Genomic DNA, 22,753 nt, shown 5'->3' with positions numbered 1-22,753 from the left:
CCTCCTCAGCTGACACGCGTCACGGCCGCGCCCCGTACCGGCCGCCGAGCGGGGACACGATCAGGCTAGAGCGCCCGCCACGCTGAGACAATGGCCGATGTACGCGCGGTCATGAGACGTCGCGGTTGAACAGGTGCGACGACCAGAACAGACTGGCGGCGGCCAGCCCGGACATGATGAGCGCGCCCTGCCACACGACGGTCTGGGTGATCTGCCCGGCGAACAGCGCCCGCATGCCGTCGGTGGCCCAGGCGAACGGGTTCCACACCGCGACCCGCTGGATCCACATCGGCGCCAGCACGAGCGGGATGAGCACGCCGGCGAGCAGCGACACCGGCTGCCCGACGGTGTTCACCAGCACGCCGAGGCTGTTCTCGTTGCGCACCAGCAACGCGATGTCGTACGAGATCGAGGTGCTCAGCAGCACCATCACCGACAGCAGCGCGTACGACACCAGCAGGTTCGCCAGGTGCACGCGCAGGCCGAACGGCAGCGCCACCAGCGTGACGACGACCGCCTGCACCACGTTGAGGCACACATGCATCAGCGCGCGGCCCAGCAGCAGGCCGGTACGGCTCACCGGCGTCACCCGGCACCTGTCGATGATGCCCGCGCGCAGCGCGCTGAGCAGCCCGTAACCGGCGAACAGGCCGCCGAACAGACCCATCGCCACGAACAGGCCCGGTACGTAGATGCGGTACGCGTCGGCGTACGACGAGGCGCCCCGGTCGACCATCACCACCTTGAGGAACGGCGCGAAGAGGATCAGGTAGGTGATCGGCTGGGCCAGGCTGAACGCGACCATCACCGGGTTGCGCACCATCAGGCCGACCTCCTGCTGGAAGATCAGCCAGGTGTCGCGGACGAGCTTCACGCCGTACTCCTCTCGGCGGCCGGTCACTCCGCGAGCGACCGGCCGGTCTTGGCCAGGAACACGTCGTCGAGGCTGGGCCGGCGGGCCTCGATCGCGCCGGGCTCGATGCCCCTGTCGTAGAGCGCCCGCATGATCTGCGGGATGGCCGTGGCGGCGCTGTCGACGTAGAGCCGCAGCGTGCCGTCGACCGGCTCGGCCGCGTGCACGTACGGCGCCTCGGCCAGCAGCTTCGTCGCGGCCGGCAGGTCCCCGGCGGCGCCGTCGGCGACGTCGGTGGCGGCGAAGTCGATCGCGACCACGTCGCCGGAGATCTCTCGTTTGAGGTCCGACGGCGTGCCCTCGGCCACGATCCGTCCGGCGTCGATGATCGAGATCCGGTCGCAGAGGCTGTCGGCCTCGTCCAGGTAGTGCGTGGTGAGGAAGATGGTCATGCCCTCCTCGCGCAGCCGCCGCACCTCCTGCCACATCCGGACCCGGCTGGGCGGGTCGAGCCCGGCGGTGGGCTCGTCCAGGAACATGACCCGCGGCGAGTGGATGACGCCGAGCGCGACGTCGAGGCGGCGGCGCTGCCCGCCCGAGTACGTCTTGATCTTGCGGTCGGCGAACTCGTCGAGCTGGAACGCGCGGATGGCCCCGACGGCCAGCTCCTGCGCCACGGACTTCGACAGCCCGTGCATCCGGGCCTGGAGCACCAGGTCCCGCCGGGCGGTGGAGTCGTCGTAGGTGCCGCTGGCCTGCGCCACGAAGCCGATCCGCCGCCGGACCTGCGCGGGTGAGCGCAGCAGGTCGACACCGGCGATGGTGGCCGCTCCCCCGCTGGGCCGGATCAGCGTGGCGAGCATCCGCAGCGTGGTGGACTTGCCCGCGCCGTTCGGGCCGAGGAAACCGACGATCTCGCCGCGCCGTACCGCGAAGTCGACGCCGCGTACCGCGTCGACTGTGGTGGCGCCCCGCCCGCGCCCGACCCGGAAGGACTTGCGAAGGCCGGTGGCCTCGATCATCGAGCCTCCTCGTGCGGCACGACGCCTGCGCGGGTGCGTCAGGTCAGGCTAGTTCGGCCCCGACGGTTGGACAACGGTCGATGCGTCAGGCGTCGGGAGCCGTCCGTGCCAACGCGGCGAGGTGCGACGCCGCCGCGCGGGCGCCGCCGGCCGCCGCGAACGACTCCCCCACCCGGCGCGCTCCCGTCCGGTACGCCGGTTCGTCGAGCACCGCGCTCAGCGCGGCGGTCAGCTCCGCCGGGGTCGCCGAGTGGAAGGAGACCTCCCGGCCGGCGCCGGCCCGGCGTACCTGACGCGCCACCGCCGGGTGGTCGTGCCGGATCGGCGCGACCACCACCGGCACGCCGTGGGCCAGCGCCTCGGAGACCGTGCCCAGCCCGCCGTGGGACACCAGCGCGTCCAGCCGGGGCATCAGCTCCAGCACCGGCACCCGGGGCACGACGAGCACGTGCGGCGGCGGGTCGGGCACCAGGCCGGCGCCCGCGGTGAGGATCACCTGGATCCGGTCGGCGAGCGGCACGGTCGCCGCCGTCATCCGCCGGTAGAAGTCGGCGGCCAGGTGCTCGGCCATCGTCCCGACCGTGACGAGCACATGCCGTCGGCCGGGATCCCACACCTCCCAGGCGAACGCGGGCGCGTTCGGCCGCCGTCCCAGCGCCGGCCCGGTGAGCACGCAGTGCGGCGGAAGCGGCACCGGGCCGGTCAGCGCCGTCGTGGTCAGGCCGATCACGAGGTACGGCGAGAAGCGCAGGTCGATCGTCTCGTCCACCGGCAGGTCGGTCATCGCCCACACCCGGGCGACCTGGGCGCGTACCCAGTCGGTGAACTCGGGCATCTCCTCGGTCGGCGGCGTCAGCTCCAGCATGCCGACGCAGAACGTCGCCCACGGCAGCCGGCGGCGGTGCGCGGCCAGCGCGCCCGCGAGCGCGTACTGGTCGGCCACCACCACGTCCGGCCGGTACCGCTCGACCGCCGCGTCGGCGGCGTCGCGGACGAAGCGGTTGGCGGGCAGCACGTGCCCCTCCCAGAGGCTGCGCACCGAGGCCGCCCCGGACGCGCCGTCGGGGCGGTAGTAGCGCTTGCCGGTGGGGAACAGCGTGGCGTCCGGGCCGACCAGCGGGTGCAGGTCGCTGCGCGGCCCGACCCAGGCCACCTCGTGCCCGGCCGCCTCCAGTTCCTGGGCGATGGCGACCGGGGCGTGCAGATGGGACTCCACCGGCAGCACGACGAACAGGAAGCGAGCCACGTCGATATGATCGCACGCGCGTTGACATCCATCGGCGTCACTGATCTGATCCGTGACGTGACGGTACGCGCATGACGGCGATCGACGCCGTCTCGGTGTTCCTGCCGCAGCGCCGGGTGCCGGTCGAGAGCCTGGCCGTGCCGCTGGGCCTCAGCGACATGCAGGTCCGCCTGTTCCGCCGCTTCCACGGCCTGACCGAGGTCCGCCGCGACCCCGGGCTGTCCCTGACCGACCTGCTGATGCGCGCGGCGGCCGGCCTCACCACGCTGTCCACGCTGCGGCGGCGGGTGCGGTTCGTGGTGTACGGGCGGGCGTTCCCGGTGGTCACCCCCTATCCGGTCAACCCGCTGCACGAGGTGTGCCGCACGCTCGGGCTGGGCCACGCGCTCGCGTTCACGCTCACCCAGCAGTCCTGCGCGAGCGCGCTGGCCGCGATCGACGTGGCCGGGCGGCTGCTCGCGTCCGAACCGGACACGCCGGACGGCCCGCCGCTCGCGCTGGTGCTCACCGGGGAGAAGGCGTTCACCCGTGACGCCCAGTTCATCCCGGAGACGTCGGTGTTCAGCGAGGGCTCCTCGGCCTGCCTGCTCAGCGCCGGTGGCGGCCGCGACCGGCTGCTCGCGTACGCCTGCCACCAGCGGGGCGAGTTCGACGTGGCCGGCGGCGAGTCCCCGGCGCGGTTCCAGCGGGCGTACCGGCCGGCGCTGGCCGAGGTGATCGGCCGGGCGCTGGACCGGGCCGGGATCGGGCTGTCCGAGCTGCGGCTGGTGCTGCCGCACAACGTCAACCTGATGACCTGGAAGCGGCTGTGCCGGCTGATCGGGCTGCCGCTGGACCGGGTGCTGCTGGACAACGTGACCGACACCGGCCACGTGTTCTGCGCCGACGCGTTCGTCAACTACCGCACCGCCCGGGAGCGCGGCCTGCTCCGGCCGGGTGACCGGTACCTGGTCGCGGCGGTGGGCGCCGGGGACGGCGCGACGTTCGCCGCCATGGTGTTCGAACACTGACCGGCGTACGGGAGGCCACCATGGACGACGGGCTGCGCCTGCTGCGGGCCGCGCGGCACACCGTCACCGGCCCGGCCGCGCTGCTCGGCGATCCCAGGCTGCGCAGCCGTGCCGCCGAGTACCTGACGGACCTGACCCGGCCGTACGGGCGGCGGGTGCCCGACGGCCTGTTCGACGCGCCGCCGGGAGCGCTCGGGCAGTCGTACGGGGAGATGGCCGCCGAGCTGATCCCGGCCGTCGTGCCGCCGGACGAGCCGGTGGACCTGCTGGTGCTGGCGTTCGCCGTGCACGACATGCTGCCCGGCCGGGCCACCGCCGCGTATCTCAGTCACGTCTGCCCGGGCACGCCGATGTCGTTCGCGCTCTGCGACCAGGGCTCGGCGGCGGCGTTCACCGGGCTGCGGATCGCCCGCGAGTACGGGTGCCGCCGCGCCCTGCTGGTCACCGTCGAACAGGCGGTCCTGCCCTACGACGCGGCAGTGCCCGTACCGGCCCGCCACCGGGCCGTGGCCATGCTGTACGGCGCGCTCGCCGGCGACGGCGCGCACGGCGACGCAACCGGCAACACCGCGCGGCCCGGCGACAACGGCGCGACCGGCGGCGACGGTGGGGCCGGCGGTCCCGACCGGATCGAGCTCGGCGGCGGGGCGCGGGTGACCGCGCTGCGCCAGCACGCGGACGTCGGCACCGGCGACGTGACCGCGCTCGCGGCGGCCGAGGTGCGCGAGCTGACGTCCGGACGTACCGATGTCGCGGTCGTGCTCGGCGCGGACCTGGCCGCCGCGTGGCCCGGCCCCGGCGGCGGCGCGGTGACGACCGGTCCGCCGCGGCAGCCGTCCACCGGTGTCTGGTGGGCGCTGCTGGACCGTCTGGCCGGGGACGCGGCACGGCCCCGGCCGGTGGTGGCGGCCGACTACGAGCCCGGCCTGGGCTACCTGAGCGTCGTCGCGCTGGAGCCGGCCGGACGGTCAGAGCCCGTCGGCGAGCGCGGCGCGCACGAACGCGCACAGCCGCTCGTTGGCCTCCGGGGAGCCGACGGTGATCCGGACCCCGGCGCCTGGTAGCGCCATCACCAGGATGCCCGCCTCCCGGGCCCGCTCGGCGAACGGCACGGCCCGCTCCCCCAGCGGTAGCCACACGAAGTTGGCCTCGCTGGGCGCCACGGTGAGCCCGAGGCCGCGCAACGCGCCGATCAGGCCGGTACGCGCCGCCACCAGTTCCGCGCACCGCCGGGACAGTTCCGCGCCCACCTCCGGCGTCAGGCTCGCCACCGCCGCCGCCTGGGCGAGGGCGCTCGGGAAGAACACCGCCCCGGTGAGCGCGGCGGCCCGGGTGAGCCGGGGCGGCACCACGGCGTACCCGACGCGCAGCGCGGCCAGCCCGTACGCCTTGGAGAACGTGCGCAGCACGCAGACGTTGTCGTACGCCCGGTACAGGTCCATCCCGTCCGGCGAGCGCGGGTCGGTGACGAACTCGCGGTACGCCTCGTCCACGATCACCGGGACGTCGGCCGGGATGCGGTCCAGGAACGCCTCGACGTCGTCGCGGCGCAGCGCCGCCCCGGTCGGGTTGTTGGGATTGCACAGCAGCACGCACCGGGTCCGGTCGGTGACCGCGTCCGCCATCGCGGGCAGGTCGTGGCCGTACCCGTCCATCGGAACCGGCACCGCGCGGGCGCCGGCGTTGCCGATGATCAGCGGGTACCCCTCGAACGACAGGGCCGGGTGGACGACGTCCGGGCGCGGCCCGAGGGACTGCACGAGGTGCTGGCACAGCCCGGCCGAGCCGGGGCCGACGAGGATCGCCTCCGGGCCCACGCCGAGCCGCGCCGACAGCGCCGCCACGAGCGCCGACGACAGCCGGTCCGGGTAGCGCTGGAGCGTCGCGGCGGCGTCCTCGACCACCCGCCGCACCCCCGGTAACGGCGGGTAGGGCGTCTCGTTCATGGACAGGTCGGCCGGCGGTTGCGTCCCGACGGCGGTGGCAGGCGTCATCATCGCTCACTTTCCGACGGGACCGGCGGGGACGTGGTGTGCGCGTGCCGGTCGGCCAGCAGCCCGAGCTGGTACAGCCGGTCGACCGCGGAGAGCGGCCGGACGTCGGTGCCGGAGAGGTTCCCGGCGGTGAGCCCGAGCAGCCGGGGGTTGGCGGCGGTCCGCCGCATCATCCGCGCGCCGAGCAGCTTCGGCAGCCCGGACACGGCGGTGATCATGCGGGAGGCGTTGTGGCTGACGGTGGCGACGTGGTCCAGCCGGGGCCGCCGCGCCGCCTCGAAGGCCCGCAGCGCCCGGTCCACGGCGGCCGGTTCCGGCGCGCCACCCTCGGCGGCCAGGCAGGCCGCGAGCGTCTCGGCGTCACCGAGGGAGCTGTTGACGCCCTGCGCCGCCATCGGGTGCACCGCGTGGGCGGCCTCACCGGCGAGCGCGAGACCCGGTACGGCCAGTCGTGCGCTGCGCAGCCGGTAGACCGCGAGCAGCTGGCGCCGGTGCAGGCTCACGCGCACGGCCGGGCCCAGCCGGCTGATCGCCGGGACGTCGGCGAGCAGTCGTCCGCACCACGCGTCCAGGTCGACCCGTCCCCGGAACTCGCCCGGCGCGACCTGCACGTAGAGGCGGCACCGCCCGCCCGGCAGCGGGTAGACCAGGCAGAGTCCCCGGCCGGTGCGGTAGGCGGACACCTCGTCGGCCACCTCGGCACCGGCCACGTCGAAGGCGACCAGGCCGTGCGGGTACTCCCGGCGCTCCACGCCGATCCCGGCCGCCCGGCGCAGCGGCGAGGACATGCCGTCGGCCGCGACCACGAGCGGCGCCGGTATCTCGCGCTCGGCGCCGTCCACGACGGCCCGGACGCCGCCGACGCGGCCGTCGCTGTCGCGCCGGACACCGGTCACCCGCACGCCCCACCGGACCTCCACGGTGGCGGGTAGCCGGTCGGCCAGGACCGCGCGCAGGTCGCCGTAGTCGGCGCAGAGGATCTGCCGGTACGCGCCGGGCAGGCTCGCGTAGTCCAGGCAGAGCAACGGCTCGCCGTACGCGTCGCGGATGGCCAGCCGACCGACCGGGCGTGCGCCGGTGGACCGCAGGGCGTCCAGCGTGCCCCAGGAGTCGAGGATGCGTACCGTCTCGGGCTGGAGGATCTCGCCCTTGGCGATCGACGCGGGGGCGCGCTGCCGGTCGAGCACCAGGACCCGCAGCCCGAGTGCGCCGAGCGCGTAGGCGCAGGCCAGCCCGCCGGCGCCGGCCCCGGCCACCACGACGTCGGCGGTCATCGGGCCACCGCGCCCGGTGCGGCGCCGGATCGCGCGGCGGCGGCGCTGCGGTACTCACCGAGCGCCCGCAGCGCGAGCGCCTGGGTGATCACCGCGTTCGGGTACCGCATGTGGTGGCGGATGTAGTTGCAGACCCGGGCGGCGGGCCAGGCGCCGTCCGGCCCGGCGGCGGCCACCAGCCAGGCCACGCCCCGGTCGACCGCGTCGGCGGCGTCGGGATCGCCGACCGCGATCAGGCCCTGTACGGCCCAGGCCGTCTCCTCGACGGTGCCGTCGGTGCCGTCGCCCGGCCCCCACGAGCCGTCGGGCAGCTGGGTGTCGCGCAGCCACCGGGCCGCGCGGCGCACCACGTCGTGCCGGGCGTGCCCGACCCGGGACAGCGCGGCGACCACCACAGCGGTGCCGGAGGTGTGGTCGCGGTACCAGAGGTTCTCGAACGTGCCGTCGGGCGCGGCGCGCGTCAGCAGCCAGGCCGCCGCCCGGGCGACGGCCGGATGGTCGTCCGGGTGCCCGGCGTCGTGCAGCGCGAGGATCGCCTGGCTGGTGATGGCCGGGCAGGGGCCGTCGTTGGCGAGCTTGGTGTCGCGGACCCAGAGGCTCCACGAGCCGCGGCTGTCCTGGCGGCCGGCCAGCCACGCCAGTCCCTGGCGCAGCACCGGGTCGGCCCCGGCGCCGGGGAGGCCGGCGAGAGCGGAGAGGATCTCGGCCGACTCCAGCGTGACCGGCCAGCCGCGGGCGTTCGAGTAGCTCCACCCGCCCGGCGGCACGCCCAGCACCTCGAACGCCTCCGTCTTGCGGGCGGCGTGGAGGAAATCCCGGGTGGCGTGCAGCCGGGGATCGTCGGCGTAGCCGGCCGCGATCAACCCGGTCGCCGCGTACCCGGACCGGGTGAGGTCCAGGTTGGTGACCGCGTCCCAGGCCCCGTCGGGGCGTACCGCCCGGCGCAGCCAGCCGGTGACGGCACGCGCGATGTCCGGCGCCTCGCCGCTGCGGGCCAGGCCGAGCAGGACGAGTGCGGCGGGCCACGGATCCTCGCTGAGCGCTCCGGTACGGCCCTCGTGGTCGTGGATGGACCGGAGCAGCCGTACCGCCGCCGGACGGGCCCGGCGCAGCGTGGCCCGGCGCAGCCGGCCGGCGGGCAGCATGTCGGACTGCATGAGCGCGAGCCCGACGAACGGCGCGGTACGGAACGACAGGCGCTGCCGGCGTACCCGGTCGAACAGGACGATCTCCAGCGGCAGCCGGCGCAGCGGGCCGGCCTCGGCGGTCATCCCGGCCATCGTGAGCAGTTGCCGGCAGAGCAGCGAGATGGCCGGATCGGTGATCGTGTCGACGCCGCCGAGCGCGGCCAACCGGGCCCGGCCCGCCGCGACCGCGTCGGCGCTGCCGGAGGGCGCGCTCAGGGCCAGCGCCGCGACCGCCACGGCGGTGGGTACGACAGCGGTGCCGGCGCCCACGACGCCACCCCAGCCGCCGTCGTCGTGCTGTGCGCGGCGCAGCCAGGCGGCTCCGGCGTGGACCAGGTCGGCGCCACCGGACGGGTCCGCGGCGTGCAGCGCGGCGACCGCGCCGGCGGTGCCGAGCACCGAGGCGGGCGGGTCGTCACCGAAGGCGCCGTCGGGACGGCGGCGGCGGAACAGCGCCTCGGCGCCCGCGGCCACCGCCTTCCCGACGGCCTCGGCGGTCACAGCGGTCATGGCGCGTCCTCCAGAGGCAGTCGACTGTGGGCGGCGAGGGTCAGGCCCGCGACCGGCGGGCCGAGTTCGTGCCGGACGCGCATGCCGCGCTGCGCCAGCCAGGTCAGCAGCACCATCGGCAGCGCGAGCGCGAGCTGCACGGCGACGCCGAGGCCGAGGCCGACGGCCGCCGAGGCCAGCACGACCCGCTCGACGACCAGGACCGAGTGGGCGCGCAGCGCCACCAGGACGGGCATCCCGTCGCGGCGCGCCACCAGCGGGGCAAGCGCGACGACGCCGGTGACCAGGACGACGAGCACCGTGGCCAGGTACGCCGTGCGGGTGCCCGGCCCGGCCAGCAGTCCGGCGGTCACGGCGGCGCCGATCGTGACGGCGTAGAGCGCCACCACGGTCCGCACGGCCACCGGCACGCCCCGCCCCACCGGCAGCGTGCGGTAGCCGCCGGCGCGGTCGCCGTCGATGTCGCGCAGCGCGCCGACCAGGTTGGACATCGCATCGTGCGACCAGAAGGCGACGACGAGCGCGAGCAGCACCGGCACCGCCCACGGCCGGTGCGGCGCGAGGCCGGCGGCGAGCGCGCCGTAGCCGAGCGCGACCGCGCCGAGGGCGCCGCGGACCAGGTTGCCGGCGATCCCCCGGGCCTTGAACCACCTGCTGTACGCGACGATGCCGCATCCGGCCAGCAGCGCCGCCACTGTGGTGCCCCAGCCACCCAGCACGGCCAGGACACCGAGCGCGGCGAAGCAGGCGCTGCCGCACCACAGGGCCGTGCCCGCGCCCAGCCGGCTGGACGGGATCGGCCGGTGCGGCTTGCTGCCGGCGTCCAGGTCCCGGTCGAAGTAGTCGCCGAGATAGTGGCCGCCCAGCCAGCCGGCGGTCGGCGCGGCCCAGGCCGACAGCAGCAGCCACGGATCGCGCCGGCCACCGGCCACGGCGGCGCCCGCCAGGCCGACCAGCCCGACGTACCAGAGGGTGTAGGGCCGCCAGGTCTCCACGTGGGCCCGCAGTGCTCGCACGGCGCCGGCCGTGCTCACGCCATCTCGCTCGTCATCCAGGCCGCGATGCCGGTGAGCACGTCCGCGCTCGCGGACGGGGTGAGCACGGCCAGTTCCGCGCGGGCCCGCTCGGCGTGCTCCACCATCCGCCGCCGGGCGCCGTCGACAGCGCCCGCGTCGCGGAGCAGTGCGGTGACCCACTCGACGTCACCGGGGCCGGCGCCGCGCCGGTGCAGCACCGCCAGCAGCTCCACCCGGGCCGCGTCGCTGATCGCGTCGTACGCCAGCAGCAGCGGCAAGGTGGGCCGGCCGTTGTTGAGGTCGCTCGTCGCGGGTTTGCCGGTCTGTTCCGGGGTGGACAGGTAGGACAGCAGGTCGTCGCGGATCTGGAACGCGGTGCCGACGTGCTCGCCGTAGCGGGCCAGCGCGGCCGACACCCGCGGTTCGGCGCCGCCGAGCAGCGCGCCGATGTGGCACACGGCGCGGAACAACGAGCCGGTCTTGAGCCGGATCATCTCCGGATACCAGCGGGCGCCCGCGTCCAGGTCGCCGACGAGCCGCTCCTCCATCGCCTGGCCCCGGCACAGGTCCTGGCCCGCCTCGGCGAGCGCGGTCACGGCGGCGACGACCGACGCCGGGGGTACGGCCCGGCCGCCCTCCACGATCGCCTGGAAGGCGTGGAAGATGAGGTGGTCGCCGGCCACGATGGCGCCGGGGATACCGTACGCGACCGGGACGGCCGGACGGCCGCGGCGCAGCGTGTCGGCGTCGATGATGTCGTCGTGCACGAGCGTCGCGACGTGCAGGTACTCGGTGCCGAGCGCGGCCGCGAGGACGTCCCGGGGTGATCCACCCACCGCCTCGGCGGCGTGCAGCGTCATCATCGGACGGAGCATCTTGCCCGCCGGCAGCAGCGCGTAGCGCACGATCGCGTCGAGCCGGTCGGGCGTCTCCGGCCACCGCCGGCCGAGTTCGGCGCGCAGCAGCCGCCCCGATTCGCTGCGGGCCAGGTCGTCGATGAAGGACGGATATCGCGTGGAGCCAGCAACCGTCATGACGCGTCGACCCTTTCGCCAGGGATCGGCTAGTCGCCACGCGAGACGTTACCGCTCGGCCCTCCCGTGAACAACCATTGATAAATGCGCATGGATATGGGTGGCCGCAAATGTCGTGACAGCATTCTTCAGCACATTGACCGATGCCCAGAGAAATCCGCCGTTTGACCCACGGCCGCCATGTCGATGCATATACGTCAATGTTCGGGCGCACGGGGCGGCATCGGACAGGTGCGACCCGCCCGGCCCGCTCAGCCGCCGGCGGCGAACTCCATGAGTGTCAGCCCGTCGGTGCCGTGGTAGGTGCGCCGGGGCGCCAGCCCCGCCGCGGCGGCCAGCGCGGCGAACTCGGGCAGCCCGCGCTCGCGGCCGCCGACGAGCACCAGCATCCGCAGGTCGTACGGCGACAGGTGCGGCACGTGCGGCACCGTCGGCAGCACCTCGATGACGAGTACCCGGCCCGTGCTCCCGGCCGCCTCGGCACAGCGCCGCAGGATCGCGGTGGCGTGGGCGTCGCTCCAGTCGGTGAGCGCGCGGGAGACCACGTACACGTCGGCACCGGGCGGCAGCGGGCCGAAGAAGTCCCCGACCACGGCCTCGGCCCGGTCGGCGAGGCCGCACCCGGCGAACGTCGCGGCGGCGGTGGCCACCGGCTCGTCGCGGTCGACGAGCGTGCCCCGCAGGTGCCGATGGGCGCCCAGCACCTCCCGCAGCAGCCCGCCCGCGCCCCCGGCCACGTCGACCACGCGCCCCACCTCGTGCCAGGGGTAGAGCGCCGCGACCTCCGGCGCGGTGAACCGCTGCTGGCTGAGCATCAGCGCGTCGAAGTAGGCCCGGTGGTCCGGGTTGGCGTCGAGGTCGGCCCAGAAGTCGCGCCCGTGCACCTCCCGGTAGCCGGGCCCGCCGGTGCGGATCGCATGGGGCAGGCCCGTCCAGGCCAGGTCCATCCGCGCGCCGAGACCGGCGAGGTCCAGGTAGGCGCCGTGGCCACCGCCGGCGCGGTCGCAGAGCAGCTCGCCGACATCGGTCAGGCCGAACACGTCCGGCGACACCTCGACGAACACGCCCCGGTGCACGAGGTAGCGCAGCAGGCGGCCCAGCGCGGAGACGTCCGCGCCGCAGGCGTCGGCCAGCTCGCCCAGGCCGGTGACGCCCGCGGCGATCCGGTCCGGCACGCGCAGCGTCACCGCCGTACGCACCGCGAACGGGGTGGCCAGGTCGGTGAGCCGGTCGAGCCGCTCCCCCGCGTCACCCTCGATCGGGGCATCGATCGACACCGGCGCCTCCTCCCGCGTCGCGGGCCGGCAGCGCCGCCCCCCGCCGGTGCGAATGCTTCCAGGCCTACGGCGGGTGAGTCAACGACAACGGCTGGTTAGGACATTCATGAACGTGGAACAATGCGCGGACCAGCCGTGGCGCGCAGACCGGAGGGATCACCGATGACCACATCCATCGCGGCCGAGGTCCGGCTCGTCTCCGGCGCGCTGGGCGCCGAGGTCCACGGCATCGACCTGAACACGCTCACCGACGAGGGCTTCGCGCTGATCCACGACCTGCTGCTGAAGCACCAGGTGGTCTTCCTCGCCGGCCAGACCGGGCTGACGCCGCAGGCGCACGTCGCGTTCGGCCGCCGCTTCGGCGAGGTGGAGCTGCACCCGTACCTGCCCCGCCTGGAGGGGCACCCGGAGATCGTCGTGATCGACTCCGCCGACGGCGGCAAGGTCGACGTCTGGCACACCGACATGACGTTCCACCAGAGCCCGCCGATCGCCTCGATCCTGCACCTGATCCAGCTGCCCGAGGTCGGCGGCGACACCATGTGGACCAATCAGTGCCGGGTCTACGAGGCGCTCTCCGCGCCGATGCGGGACCTGCTCGACGGACTGACCGCCATCCACGTCATCCGGATCGGCACCGAGTTCACCAGCCGCGCAGAACACCCGGTGGTCCGGGTGCACCCGGAGACCGGGCGCCGCTCGCTGTACGTCAACCGGCTGTTCACCTCGCACATCCCGCAGCTGACCCGCAACGAGAGCGACGCGCTGCTGGAGCACCTGTTCACCTTCTCCGAGAGTCCTCAGTTCACCTGCCGCTACCGCTGGCGGACCGGGGACGTCGCGGTGTGGGACAACCGGGTCACCCAGCACTACGCCGTCAACGACTACGACGGCCTGCGGCGCGGGCAGCGGATCACCGTGCTCGGCGACCACCCGGCCGGGGACGCGCCCCGGTGGGAGCACTACGTCCCGGCGCCCGGCCAGCGGTACTGGCCGGACCGGGTGAACGCGGTGGAGAGCTACTGACCGCCGGTCACCAGGTGACCGGGAAGGAGGCGATGCCGCCGTTCATCCGGTCGTGCCGCCACGGGATCTCCGCCGGCGGCACCGCCGGCGTCAGCCCCGGCATCCGGGTCAGCAGCGCGCCGAGCGACAACTCCACCTGCATCCGGCCCAGCGCCGTGCCGAGGCAGAAGTGCGGCCCGAACCCGAAGGTCAGGTGCGGTACGCCGGGCCGGCGGTCGATGTCGAAGACGTTCGGCTCGGGGAAGAACCGGGGGTCGCGGTTGCCGGCCCACGGGATCGCCATCACGCAGTCGCCGGCCCGCATCCCGACGCCGCCGAGGACCAGGTCCTCGCGGACCACCTGCACACGGAACATGGCGCTCACCGACGTGTAGCGCAGGATCTCGTCGGTGGCCGCGGAGAGCTTGCCCGGCGCGGCGCGCAGCTTCGCCAGCTGCGCCGGGTGCCGGAACAGCGCGAGCAGGCCCGCGCTCGTGGAGTTGATCTCCAGCCCGCCGAGCAGCACGCCCATGGCCAGCTCGACCAGTTCGGCGTCGGCCAGTTCGTGCGCGTCGCCGCCGCGGACCCAGGCCGAGAGCAGGTCGTCGCCGGGCTCGTCCCGCTTGCGCGCCAGCTGCCCGGCCAGGTAGTCCCGCAGCTCCGCCTGCGCGGTGGCGGCGGCCGCCGAGCCGTACGCGGTGACCGAGTTCAGCCCCTCGATCCAGCCGTAGAACCGGGGCCGGTCGGCGGCCGGAACGCCGAGCACGTCGCAGACCACGAGCACCGGCAGCGGCGCCACCAGTCCGGCCACCACGTCGGCCGGGCGGGGACCGGCGAGCATGGCGTCGACCAGTTCGTCCACCAGCCGCTGCACCCGGGGGCGGAACGTCCCGATACGCCGGGCGGTGAACGCGCGACCCGCCACCCGCCGCACCACCGCGTGCGCCGGACCGTCCATGTTCAGCTCGCGGGGACCGCCGCCGTCCGGTGTGGTGGTCGCGCCCAGCGGGAGCCGGGAGAAGCGGGGGTCGGCCAGTACGGTGCAGCAGTGCTCGTAGCCGAGCACGAGCCAGGCGGCCCGCCCGTCGGGCAACCGGACCCGGCTGACCGGCTCGGTGACGACCATCTCCAGCAGCTCGGCGGGAAGGTCGCCGGTGAACGGTTCGAACGGATAGGAACGCAGCCCGGAATTGACTGTCACGGCGCCACCGGCCGGCTGATCGCGGTCCACGTCCGACATCGGCTAAGAGTCCAGCATCGGTTAGTCCGGCGTCAATATCCGCCGCATGCGTCCGCGACCTTCCGCGTACCGGTGCCTATCCCCTAGCATCGGTTCTCCAGGGCTGCCGTTTCGCCGCGCGGATTGGTGGGATTTGACTGCGCCGCTGCGAATTCTGATGTCGACGTGGGGCTGGCGGTCGCATTTCTACAGCCTGGTCCCGCTCGGCTGGGCGTTGCAGGCTGCCGGCCACGAGGTGCGGGTGGCCAGTCACCCGTCGATGGCCGCCACGATCAGCGCGGCCGGGCTGGCCGCCGTACCCCTGGGCGAGGACGTCGACTTCGCCGAGGCGTTCGCCGGCCGGATCGGCGCGGTGGCCCCGCTCGGTGGTTCCGCGCCGGCCGGCGCCGTCGAGCCGGCGATCACCGCCGACGGCGGGGTGGTCCGGTTCGCCGACGCCGTCCTCGACGACCTGGTCGCCTTCGGCCGGACCTGGCGGCCGGACCTGGTTCTCTGGGAGCCGTTCAACCTCGCCGCGCCGGTGGCCGCCGCCGCGCTGGGCGTGCCGGGCGTGCTGAACCTGTGGGGGCCGGACTCCTCGACCACGCTGCGCCTGGACCCGGACTCGGTGGTCGGGCCGCTGGCCGCCCGGTTCGGACTCTCCGCCGCCGACGTTCCGCTGGACGGCGTCCTGACGCTCGATCCGGTGCCGCCGCCCATGCAGGTGCCGATGCGGCGTCCCGGCCGTCCGGTGCGGTTCGTGCCGTACAACGGTCCGGCCGTGGTGCCGGACTGGCTGCGCCGCCCGGCGGACCGGCCCCGGGTGTGCGTCACGGCGGGCACCATGATGGCCGGCGCCGGACTGCACGACCGGCTCGACCTGGGCGGGGTGATCCGGGCGGTGGCCGGGCTCGACGTGGAGGTCGTCGTGGTGGTCGAACCGCGCCAGCACGAGGGGCTGGGGCCGCTGCCGGCCCGGGTCCGCCTGGTCGACGGGCCACTGGCGGTACGGCTGGTGCTGCCGACCTGCGCCGCGCTGGTGCAGCAGGGCGGGGCCGGCACCACCATGACCGCGCTCGCGTACGGCGTGCCGCAGCTCGTCCTGCCGCAGGTCAGCGACCAGCACTTCAACGGCGAGCGGCTGGCCGCCACCGGCGCCGGCGCCTCGCTGACGGGAGAGCGGGCCACCGCCGCCGCGGTGCGGGACCTCGTCGGCGAACTGGCCGGCGACGGGCCGCGGCGGCGGGCCGCGGCCCTGATGCGTGACCGGGTCCACGCCATGCCCGCCCCCGCCGAACTGGTGCCGACGCTTGCCGCCCTGGCCCGGGGCGGCCCGATCTGAGGAGTCGCAGATGACGCAGGAGCCACCGGCCATCACCTACCCGCTCGCGCCGGCTCCGACGATCTACCACCCGTCGCCGGACTACACCCGGATGCGCGAGACGTGCCCGGTGGCCCGGGTCGAGCTGCCCGACGGGGCGTGCGCGTACCTGGCCACCCGGCACGCCGACGTGCGCCGGGTCTTCACCGACCAGCGGTTCAGCCGGGCCGCCGCGGCCGGCCCCAACCGCCCGACCCGGGAACTCGGCTCGCTCGCGGAGGACTCGCTGATCGGGATGGACCCGCCGCGGCACACCACGATGCGCCGGGCCGTCTCGCACGCGTTCACCGTCCGCCGGGTGGAGGAGCTGCGCCCGAGGGTGTCGGCGCTCGTCGACCGGATGATCGACGACCTGGAGGCGGCGGGTCCGCCGGCCGACGTGATCACGCATGTCTCCGGCCCTCTGCCGATCTCTGTGATCAGCACGCTGTTCGGTATCCCGGACCGGGAGCGGGAGCGGGTACGCCAGTGGTCGGACGCGCTCGTCGGCGACTGGGACGCCGACCCGGAGGCTCCCCGGGCCGCGCTGGAGGCGTTCCGCGAGCTGATCGACCAGCGGCGCCACGAGCCCGGCGACGACCTGATGAGCGCGCTCATCGCGGTCTGGGACGAACACGACGACCTGACCGAACGGGAGCTGGTCTCGGTCACCGCCGGGATCTTCGTGGGCGGGCACGAGACCACCACCAACCAGCTCAACCTGTTCCTGCTCGTGCTGGCCCGCCATCCCGAGCAGCTCGCCGCGCTGCGCGGCGACGATCCGGTGGCGGTCGCCCGGGCGGTCGAGGAGCTGTCCCGCTTCATCCAGCTCGGCGACAACGGGGTGCTGCTGCCCCGGGTCACGACCGAGGAGGTGGAGCTGGGCGGCGTACGACTGCCGGCCGGCGCCGCGGTGCTGCCGGCGATCGCGTCGGCCAACCGGGACGCCACCGTGTTCCCGGGTGCGGACACGCTCGACCTGAGCCGCGTCCACAACCCGCATCTGGCGTTCGGCGCCGGCCCGCACCACTGCCTGGGCGCGGCGCTGGCCCGGATGGAGTTGCAGGAGGCGCTGGGCGCGCTGCTGCGGCGGCTACCCGGGCTGCGGCTCGCGGTCGACGAGTCGGAGCTGCGGTTCCGGCCGGGCCTGGTGGTGCGCAGCCTGGAGTCGCTGCCGGTGACCTGGGACCGGTGACCGTCAGCCGCCCGCCGATCCGGTGGTGACCCGGGTCGGCGCGGCGGGGTCGAGGGCCGCCTCCACCGCCACCTCCTCCACGCCGCGCAGCAGCCGCTCCGCCTGCTCCTCGGTGAAGCAGCCGAAGTCGAAGATCACCTGAAGGTGGACCGTCTCCGGCTGGTCCTCGACGGTGATGAACATCTGCTCGGGCAGGTGGTCCAGCGGGCCGTCCCAGACCAGGAACGTCTCGTCCGCCCGGCGGCGGATCCGCTCGGCGGTCACCGGGTCGTCGTGGAGCCCTCCGTCGGCCGCCTGCCGGGTGGTCACCCGCCGGTCGTTGATCCGGCAGGTGATCCGGGCCGGGTACCCGCGTTCCGCGTCCAGCCGGTCCGATACCTCGGCGAGCTGGGCCGGGTCGTAGTAGGCGTACTTGCCGGCGGAGACCGCGGCCCGGCGGGCGCGCGCCACCACCTCGTCCACAGTGGTGTCCGCGGTGTCGACTCTCAGCACGCCGTTCTGGCTGAGCGGGGCGATGGCCTCGGCGAAACCCGGCCGGAACCGGTTGCCGACGATGAGCTTCGCGGTGAGCGGGCTGACCCCGGTGGCCCGCCCGATCGCGACTGCGATGACCGCGAGCAGCACGCGCGAGGTGTCCGTCCGGGTCCGCGCCGCGATGGCCCGCACCGCCAGGTACGCCGCGGGCGAGCTGAACCGGCCGTGCCAGTACCGGTGGCCCCGGCGCCCACCGGCGGCCGGCTCACCGAACGTCAGGGGCGGGACGTCCCGCAGGTGTCCGGCCCAGTGACGCACGGCCCGGTCGCTGACCCGGCGCAGCGGCGGTGTCTCCTCCCGCCGGCCCAGGTCGAGGATCTGCACGGTACGGGGGTCGGCGACCCGGCGGTCCGGCCGGCCGGCCAGGCCGAGGTCGGCCAGGATCAGGGACGTGGCGGTGCCGTCCACCACGAGGTGGTCGATGGTCAGCACCCGGTGCACCAGGGCGCCGCGGTGCCGGATCACCGCCATCTTCACCGACCAGTCCCGGTAGAGGTCGTAGTGGCTCAGCAGACGGGCGTGGCCCAGGTCGTAGGCGAACGCAGCCACGTCGGCCGGGTCCGCGTCGTCGGGTACGTCCACCACGTCCAGGACCGTCTCGCCGGCGGCGGACACGACCTGGCACGGGCTGCTCCCGTCGACGGCGCCGAGCCGCATCCGCAACGCCGGGTGCCGGGCCATCAGCGCGGCGAACTCGTCCGCCACCTGCTCGACTGTGACACCCGCCGGCACCGGGTGGGCGCCGCTGACGTTGTGCGTCCAGCCGGTCTCCCGCATGTCCTGCATGATGGCCTTCTGCCCCCAGGTCAGGGGCGCGGTGCCGGCGCCCGGCCCGGCGAACGCCACGGGAACCTGGGCCTGGACCGTCTGCGCGAACACCCGTTCATCAGAGCAACGCGTATCGGCGTGTGTCAACGTGACGGCGCACGGTTACGCTGCCGTCCATGCGGGACGCCGTCCGGGTCTGGATCCTTGCGGCAGCGGTGCCGGCGGGCGAGCTGGCCCGGTACCGGGCGGTGCTCGACGCGGACGAGCGGGACCGGGCCGCGCGGTTCGGCACCGAGGTGCTGCGGGACCGGTTCACGGTGGCGCACGGCGCCCTGCGCGTCCTCGCCGGGCGGGCCACCGGCACGCCACCGGCGGCGCTGACCTGGCGCCGCGGCCGGTACGGCAAACCGGCGCTGACCGCACCGTGGAGCGGCCTGCACACGAGCCTGTCGTACTCCGGCGATCTCGTCGCGGTCGCGCTCAGCGAGGGCCGTCCGGTCGGGGTGGACATCCAGCACGTCGCGCCGGGCGGGGATCCGGTGTCCGCGTCCGCGCGCTTCTTCGACCCGCGGGAGGCACGGCACGTCGCCGCCGGGCCGGACCAGGCCGGCCGGGCGCTGCGGTTCACCCGGCTGTGGGCCCGCAAGGAGGCGGCCGTCAAGGCGGCCGGGGGCCGGCTGTGGCCCAACCTCGGGATGCCGGTGCACCGGGGCGACGTGGTCGAGTGCGTCGAGCCGGCGGGACCGCACCGGCTCACCGACCTGCCCACGCCAGCCGGGTACGCGGTGGCGGTCGCGCTCGCCGGGGACCGGCCGTACGACGTCGACTGCCGCACCGACCTCGGTCACGACGAGTGACGATTGCCGTACCCGTTGACACCCGCCGATGTCCCCTGCTCTGATGGCTCCATGCCGACGCGCATGATCGACTCGCGGGACGCCCGGTGCTAGAGCACGACGCGCCGGCCGCCGCGCCGCCCCGTGACCAGGTCGTGGACCGCCTGACCGTGTTGCTGACCCGGATGCTCCGGCCGGACGCGCCGGTCACCGAGCAGACCCAGTTGATGGACGAGCTCGGCCTCAGCTCCTCCCTCGGCCTGGAGTTGCTGCTGGCGCTGGAGGACGAGCTGGAGATCCAGATCGACGTCGAGGAGCTGGACGAGGACCGGATGGCCACGCTCGGCGACCTGGCCGACTACATCACCGCCAACTCCACCCCGCGCTGAGCAGGCCGACCATGGACCGGCCGAGCCTGAGCGTCGTGGTGCCCGCGCACGAGAACGGATCGGCGCTCGACGCGACGCTGCGCTCGCTGACCCGGCAGACGCTGCCGCCCGGGGACTTCGAGGTGGTCGTCGGCGACGACGGCTCGGCCGTGGCGCTGGGCCCGGTGGTGGACGCGTACCGGGACCGGCTGCGGATCGACTACGTCCGCAGCGAGCGGAACGGGGGCCGCAGCGCCAACCGCAACGCGGCGGCGGCCCGCGCCCGCGCGGACACGCTGATGTTCCTGGACGCCGACACGGTGGCGCATCCTGGGCTGCTGCAACGGCACCGGGACTTCCACGCCGGACGGGCCGGCCGGCCGGGGGTACTGCTCGGCCAGCGGTACGACCTGGACTGGGCCGGCGCGGACGCGCTGCGCCGAGGCGAGCCGGTCGCCCCGGCGATGCTCGACGCCGAGCGCGGCGACCCGCGGCTGGAGGACATCGCCCTCCCTCAGAGGATGGACGACTTCCCGAGCGCGCCCTGGGTGCTGGGCCTGACCCACAACGCGTCGGTGGACCACGAGTCGTTCCGGCGGGTCGGCGGCTTCGACGAGGCGATGGTCAAGTGGGGCTTCGAGGACCTCGACTTCTTCTACCGGGTGTTCCACCTGCACGGCGCACCGCCGGAGCTGTTCCGGCTGGACGTCGACGCGCTCTCCTACCACCTGCCGCACTTCCGCAAGACGTCCAACGGGCTCGCCTCGATGGACAACATGAAGTACCTGCTGCGCAAGCACCTGCGCTACGACGTCGAGGTGCTGTACGGGCTCAACACGTTCGGCCGGCACCTGGGCCGGATCCGGCTCTACGGCCAGGCGATCGAGGCGTACCGGGCCGGTGGGCTGGGCCGTCCGGACGTGCTGCCCGCGTCGCTGCGCGACGAGCTGGCGGTGAGCGCCGCGCTGGTCGTGGGCAACGGCGTGTCCGCGCTGGCCCTGGGCGCCGGGTCGCACACGTTCGACCACGACGCGCCGGTCGGCGAGACGAACTCGCACCTGCTCGGCACCGTGCTCCAGCAGTTCAAGGCCGGCGCACTGGACGCGATCGTCAACGTCGACATGTGGCGGTGCCTGCTGCCCGAGGACCTGCCCGCGTTCCTCACCCGTGGGCTGCTCAAGGCCGACCGGATCGAGCTGGTCGCCACCCGTACCGGCCCGGACCAGCGCGCCCTGCTGCCGGTGCCGCTGGTCGCCGACCTCGACTACGTGGCCGACATGCTGCGCCCGCACTTCGCCGTCGCCGTCGCCGCGTACGATGCGGCCACGGTGATCACGCTCCGCTGAGGCCCAGCCGGCCGGTCAGACGGGCCGGCCGGTCAAGCGAGCCGGCCGCTCAGGCGGGCCGCGCCAGGACGAGGCTGACGTTGTGGCCGCCGAAGCCGAACGAGTTGGACAGCACCGCGTCCACGGCCGACGCCCGCGCCTTCTCGCGGATGTGGTCGACCTCGCCCGCCCGCTCCGGGTCGTCCAGGTTGTGCGTGGGTGGCAGCAGACCGCGACGCAGCGCCTCGACCGCGACGGCCGCCTCGATCACGCCGGAGACGCCGAGCATGTGCCCGGTCACGCCCTTTGTCGAACTCAGCGGTGGCGGGCCGGCGCCGTAGACCTCGGCGAGCGCGGCCAGCTCGGCGGCGTCCCCGGCCCGGGTGCTGGTGCCGTGCGCGTTGACGTACCCGATGTCGCCCGGCACCAGCCCGGCGTCGCGGACGGCCATCCGCATGCACGCGGCCGCGCCGGCGCCGTCGGGGCGCGGCGTGGTCGGGTGGTGGGCGTCGTTCGTGGCGCCCCAGCCGAGCACGTCGGCGTGGCGGTGGGCGCCGCGCGCGACGGCGTGTGCGGCGCGTTCCAGCACGAACACCCCGGCGCCCTCGCCGAGGACGAGGCCGTTGCGGCGGCGGTCGAACGGGCGGCTCGCGACAACCGGGTCGGCCCAGCCGCGGGCGAGCGCCCGGGCGTTGCCGAACGCGTACGCGAAGGTCGGGAACAGCGGCGCCTCGGCGCATCCGGCGAGCACCACGTCCGCCTCCCCGGCGCGCAGGATGCGCAGCGCCTCACCGATCGACTGCGCCCCGGCCGCGCACGCCGTGCCGATTGACGAGGTGTAGCCGTGGACGCCGAACTTGATCGCGATGCGGGCCGCGCCCATGTTCGGCAGCGTCCCGGGCAGCATGTACGGGCTGACCCCGAACCGGCCCCGCGCGGCGCGGCCGAGCACCTGTTCCTCCAGCATGGACAGACCGCCGACGCCGGAGACGATGACCGCCACCCGGTACCTGTCGACGTCCTGGCCGATCCGCAGTCCGGCGTCGGCGAGCGCGTCCTCGGCGGCGCGCAGCACCATCACGATGGACCGGTCCACGACGCGGGACTCCGGGCCGGGCAGCACGCTCGCCGGGTCGATCGCGGGGGCGAACGCGGCGACGTCGACCACGCCGTGCAGCGGATGGTCGGCGGGCGGGCGGGAGAGCCCGGACCGGCCGTCGCAGACCGCGTCGAACACCTCGGCGGCGGTGGAGCCGACCGGGCTGACCAGCCCGATCCCTGTGACGGTGACCGGTTCGCGCATGCTCACCGGCCCCGGTGTGCCGGGCGGGCCGCCGGGACGCGGCGCGGCCGGGTGCCGTGCCCCGGCATCGGTCAGTGCGCCGAGGCCGGTGCGATGCGCGCCGCCACCGCCCGGCTGAACTCGCCGACGGTCATCATCGCGAGTTCCTCCGCCTCGTCGTCGTCGAAGGCGACTCCGAACCGGTCCTCCACGCGCACCGCCAGCTCGGCCAGGCCGAGGGAGTCCACGTCGAGCCCGGCGGGACCGAAGACGGTGTCGTCGTCGACGTCCGAGACGTCGTACTTCATCTCGGTGAGTGCGGCGAGGAGGAACGCGCGGATCTCGTCGGTCATGTCCGGTGTTTCCCTTCCACGGTGTCCTGGCGGCGCGCTCGACCTGCTCGACGGAACCTGTGAGGCGCGGAGCGGACACTCCGCG

21 protein-coding genes are annotated in these 22,753 nt (G+C 74.7%); 8 read left to right on the top strand and 13 right to left on the bottom strand.

The annotated features are described in order from the left end of the window. Positions 1-109 precede the first annotated feature (109 nt). From GA0070562_RS06870 to GA0070562_RS06860, 3 genes are all read right to left on the bottom strand, one after another. Positions 110-874, bottom strand: a complete 765-nt coding sequence (locus GA0070562_RS06870; RefSeq protein WP_091418421.1) for an ABC transporter permease — start codon at positions 872-874, stop codon at positions 110-112. Between the two features lie 23 nt (positions 875-897). Next, entirely contained in the window at positions 898-1,875 is a 978-nt protein-coding gene (locus tag GA0070562_RS06865) for an ATP-binding cassette domain-containing protein (RefSeq protein ID WP_091417109.1), read from the bottom strand. Positions 1,876-1,960: 85 nt separating this feature from the next. After that, positions 1,961-3,121, bottom strand: a complete 1,161-nt coding sequence (locus tag GA0070562_RS06860; RefSeq protein WP_091417105.1) for a glycosyltransferase — start codon at positions 3,119-3,121, stop codon at positions 1,961-1,963. 71 nt (positions 3,122-3,192) lie between these two features. On the opposite strand from GA0070562_RS06860, the gene GA0070562_RS06855 reads away from it, so the two are divergent. Both GA0070562_RS06855 and GA0070562_RS06850 read left to right on the top strand, forming a co-directional pair. Continuing rightward, on the top strand, positions 3,193-4,131 hold the full coding sequence (locus GA0070562_RS06855; protein ID WP_091417102.1) for a 3-oxoacyl-[acyl-carrier-protein] synthase III C-terminal domain-containing protein: 939 nt from the start codon (positions 3,193-3,195) through the stop codon (positions 4,129-4,131). Positions 4,132-4,151: 20 nt separating this feature from the next. Further along, the gene (locus tag GA0070562_RS06850) at positions 4,152-5,195 is read left to right on the top strand and encodes a 2-hydroxy-acid oxidase (protein ID WP_091417098.1); all 1,044 of its coding nucleotides are present in this window, start codon (positions 4,152-4,154) and stop codon (positions 5,193-5,195) included. Here GA0070562_RS06850 and GA0070562_RS06845 read toward each other — a convergent pair. The 6 genes from GA0070562_RS06845 to GA0070562_RS06820 form a co-directional block, all read right to left on the bottom strand. After that, positions 5,100-6,125 (bottom strand): aminotransferase class I/II-fold pyridoxal phosphate-dependent enzyme, encoded by a 1,026-nt coding sequence (locus GA0070562_RS06845; protein ID WP_254663747.1) that lies wholly within the window; start codon positions 6,123-6,125, stop codon positions 5,100-5,102. The two genes, GA0070562_RS06850 and GA0070562_RS06845, sit on opposite strands and share 96 nt — an antisense overlap. Then, complete coding sequence (locus GA0070562_RS06840; protein WP_091417092.1) at positions 6,125-7,399, bottom strand: FAD-dependent oxidoreductase; 1,275 nt, start codon at positions 7,397-7,399, stop codon at positions 6,125-6,127. Before GA0070562_RS06840 ends, GA0070562_RS06845 begins: the two co-directional genes overlap by 1 nt. Next, the gene (locus GA0070562_RS06835; RefSeq protein ID WP_091417089.1) at positions 7,396-9,096 is read right to left on the bottom strand and encodes a prenyltransferase/squalene oxidase repeat-containing protein; all 1,701 of its coding nucleotides are present in this window, start codon (positions 9,094-9,096) and stop codon (positions 7,396-7,398) included. Before GA0070562_RS06835 ends, GA0070562_RS06840 begins: the two co-directional genes overlap by 4 nt. After that, a complete protein-coding gene (locus tag GA0070562_RS06830) occupies positions 9,093-10,130 on the bottom strand; it encodes a UbiA family prenyltransferase (RefSeq protein WP_091417085.1) in 1,038 nt (345 codons plus the stop codon). Before GA0070562_RS06830 ends, GA0070562_RS06835 begins: the two co-directional genes overlap by 4 nt. Next, a complete protein-coding gene (locus GA0070562_RS06825; RefSeq protein WP_091417081.1) occupies positions 10,127-11,146 on the bottom strand; it encodes a polyprenyl synthetase family protein in 1,020 nt (339 codons plus the stop codon). Before GA0070562_RS06825 ends, GA0070562_RS06830 begins: the two co-directional genes overlap by 4 nt. 251 nt (positions 11,147-11,397) lie before the next feature. Continuing rightward, complete coding sequence (locus GA0070562_RS06820) at positions 11,398-12,423, bottom strand: methyltransferase (RefSeq protein WP_091417077.1); 1,026 nt, start codon at positions 12,421-12,423, stop codon at positions 11,398-11,400. 162 nt (positions 12,424-12,585) lie between these two features. On the opposite strand from GA0070562_RS06820, the gene GA0070562_RS06815 reads away from it, so the two are divergent. After that, entirely contained in the window at positions 12,586-13,449 is an 864-nt protein-coding gene (locus GA0070562_RS06815) for a TauD/TfdA dioxygenase family protein (protein ID WP_091417074.1), read from the top strand. Between the two features lie 7 nt (positions 13,450-13,456). On the opposite strand, the gene GA0070562_RS06810 is transcribed toward GA0070562_RS06815, so the two are convergent. After that, positions 13,457-14,668 (bottom strand): cytochrome P450, encoded by a 1,212-nt coding sequence (locus GA0070562_RS06810; protein WP_091417071.1) that lies wholly within the window; start codon positions 14,666-14,668, stop codon positions 13,457-13,459. 157 nt (positions 14,669-14,825) lie between these two features. Between GA0070562_RS06810 and GA0070562_RS06805 the strand changes: the two genes are divergently transcribed. Together GA0070562_RS06805 and GA0070562_RS06800 are read left to right on the top strand one after the other, a co-directional pair. After that, positions 14,826-15,989: a nucleotide disphospho-sugar-binding domain-containing protein gene (locus tag GA0070562_RS06805; protein WP_091417069.1), complete on the top strand. Its 1,164-nt coding sequence runs from the start codon at positions 14,826-14,828 to the stop codon at positions 15,987-15,989. A 10-nt stretch (positions 15,990-15,999) separates the two neighbouring features. Then, positions 16,000-17,202: a cytochrome P450 gene (locus tag GA0070562_RS06800; protein WP_091417064.1), complete on the top strand. Its 1,203-nt coding sequence runs from the start codon at positions 16,000-16,002 to the stop codon at positions 17,200-17,202. Between the two features lie 3 nt (positions 17,203-17,205). Here the strand turns inward: GA0070562_RS06800 and GA0070562_RS06795 are convergent, their stop codons facing one another. Continuing rightward, a complete protein-coding gene (locus GA0070562_RS06795) occupies positions 17,206-18,615 on the bottom strand; it encodes a condensation domain-containing protein (protein WP_091417061.1) in 1,410 nt (469 codons plus the stop codon). A gap of 65 nt (positions 18,616-18,680) precedes the next feature. On the opposite strand from GA0070562_RS06795, the gene GA0070562_RS06790 reads away from it, so the two are divergent. The 3 genes from GA0070562_RS06790 to GA0070562_RS06780 all read left to right on the top strand — a co-directional run bounded on the left by GA0070562_RS06790 (position 18,681) and on the right by GA0070562_RS06780 (position 21,054). Next, positions 18,681-19,361, top strand: coding sequence for a 4'-phosphopantetheinyl transferase family protein (locus GA0070562_RS06790; RefSeq protein WP_091417058.1), 681 nt, complete (start codon positions 18,681-18,683; stop codon positions 19,359-19,361). Between the two features lie 86 nt (positions 19,362-19,447). Continuing rightward, on the top strand, positions 19,448-19,729 hold the full coding sequence (locus tag GA0070562_RS06785) for a phosphopantetheine-binding protein (RefSeq protein WP_091417054.1): 282 nt from the start codon (positions 19,448-19,450) through the stop codon (positions 19,727-19,729). Positions 19,730-19,740: 11 nt separating this feature from the next. Continuing rightward, entirely contained in the window at positions 19,741-21,054 is a 1,314-nt protein-coding gene (locus tag GA0070562_RS06780; protein WP_091417049.1) for a glycosyltransferase family 2 protein, read from the top strand. A 49-nt stretch (positions 21,055-21,103) separates the two neighbouring features. Here the strand turns inward: GA0070562_RS06780 and GA0070562_RS06775 are convergent, their stop codons facing one another. Both GA0070562_RS06775 and GA0070562_RS06770 read right to left on the bottom strand, forming a co-directional pair. Next, positions 21,104-22,336: a beta-ketoacyl-[acyl-carrier-protein] synthase family protein gene (locus tag GA0070562_RS06775; RefSeq protein WP_208576304.1), complete on the bottom strand. Its 1,233-nt coding sequence runs from the start codon at positions 22,334-22,336 to the stop codon at positions 21,104-21,106. Between the two features lie 71 nt (positions 22,337-22,407). After that, entirely contained in the window at positions 22,408-22,668 is a 261-nt protein-coding gene (locus GA0070562_RS06770; protein WP_091417045.1) for an acyl carrier protein, read from the bottom strand. Positions 22,669-22,753 lie beyond the last annotated feature (85 nt).

It is taken from the genome of Micromonospora tulbaghiae (genome assembly GCF_900091605.1).
GTDB lineage: Bacteria > Actinomycetota > Actinomycetes > Mycobacteriales > Micromonosporaceae > Micromonospora > Micromonospora tulbaghiae.
The sequence above is the reverse complement of the archived record's forward strand: the minus strand, read 5'-3'. Positions and strand labels throughout refer to the sequence as shown.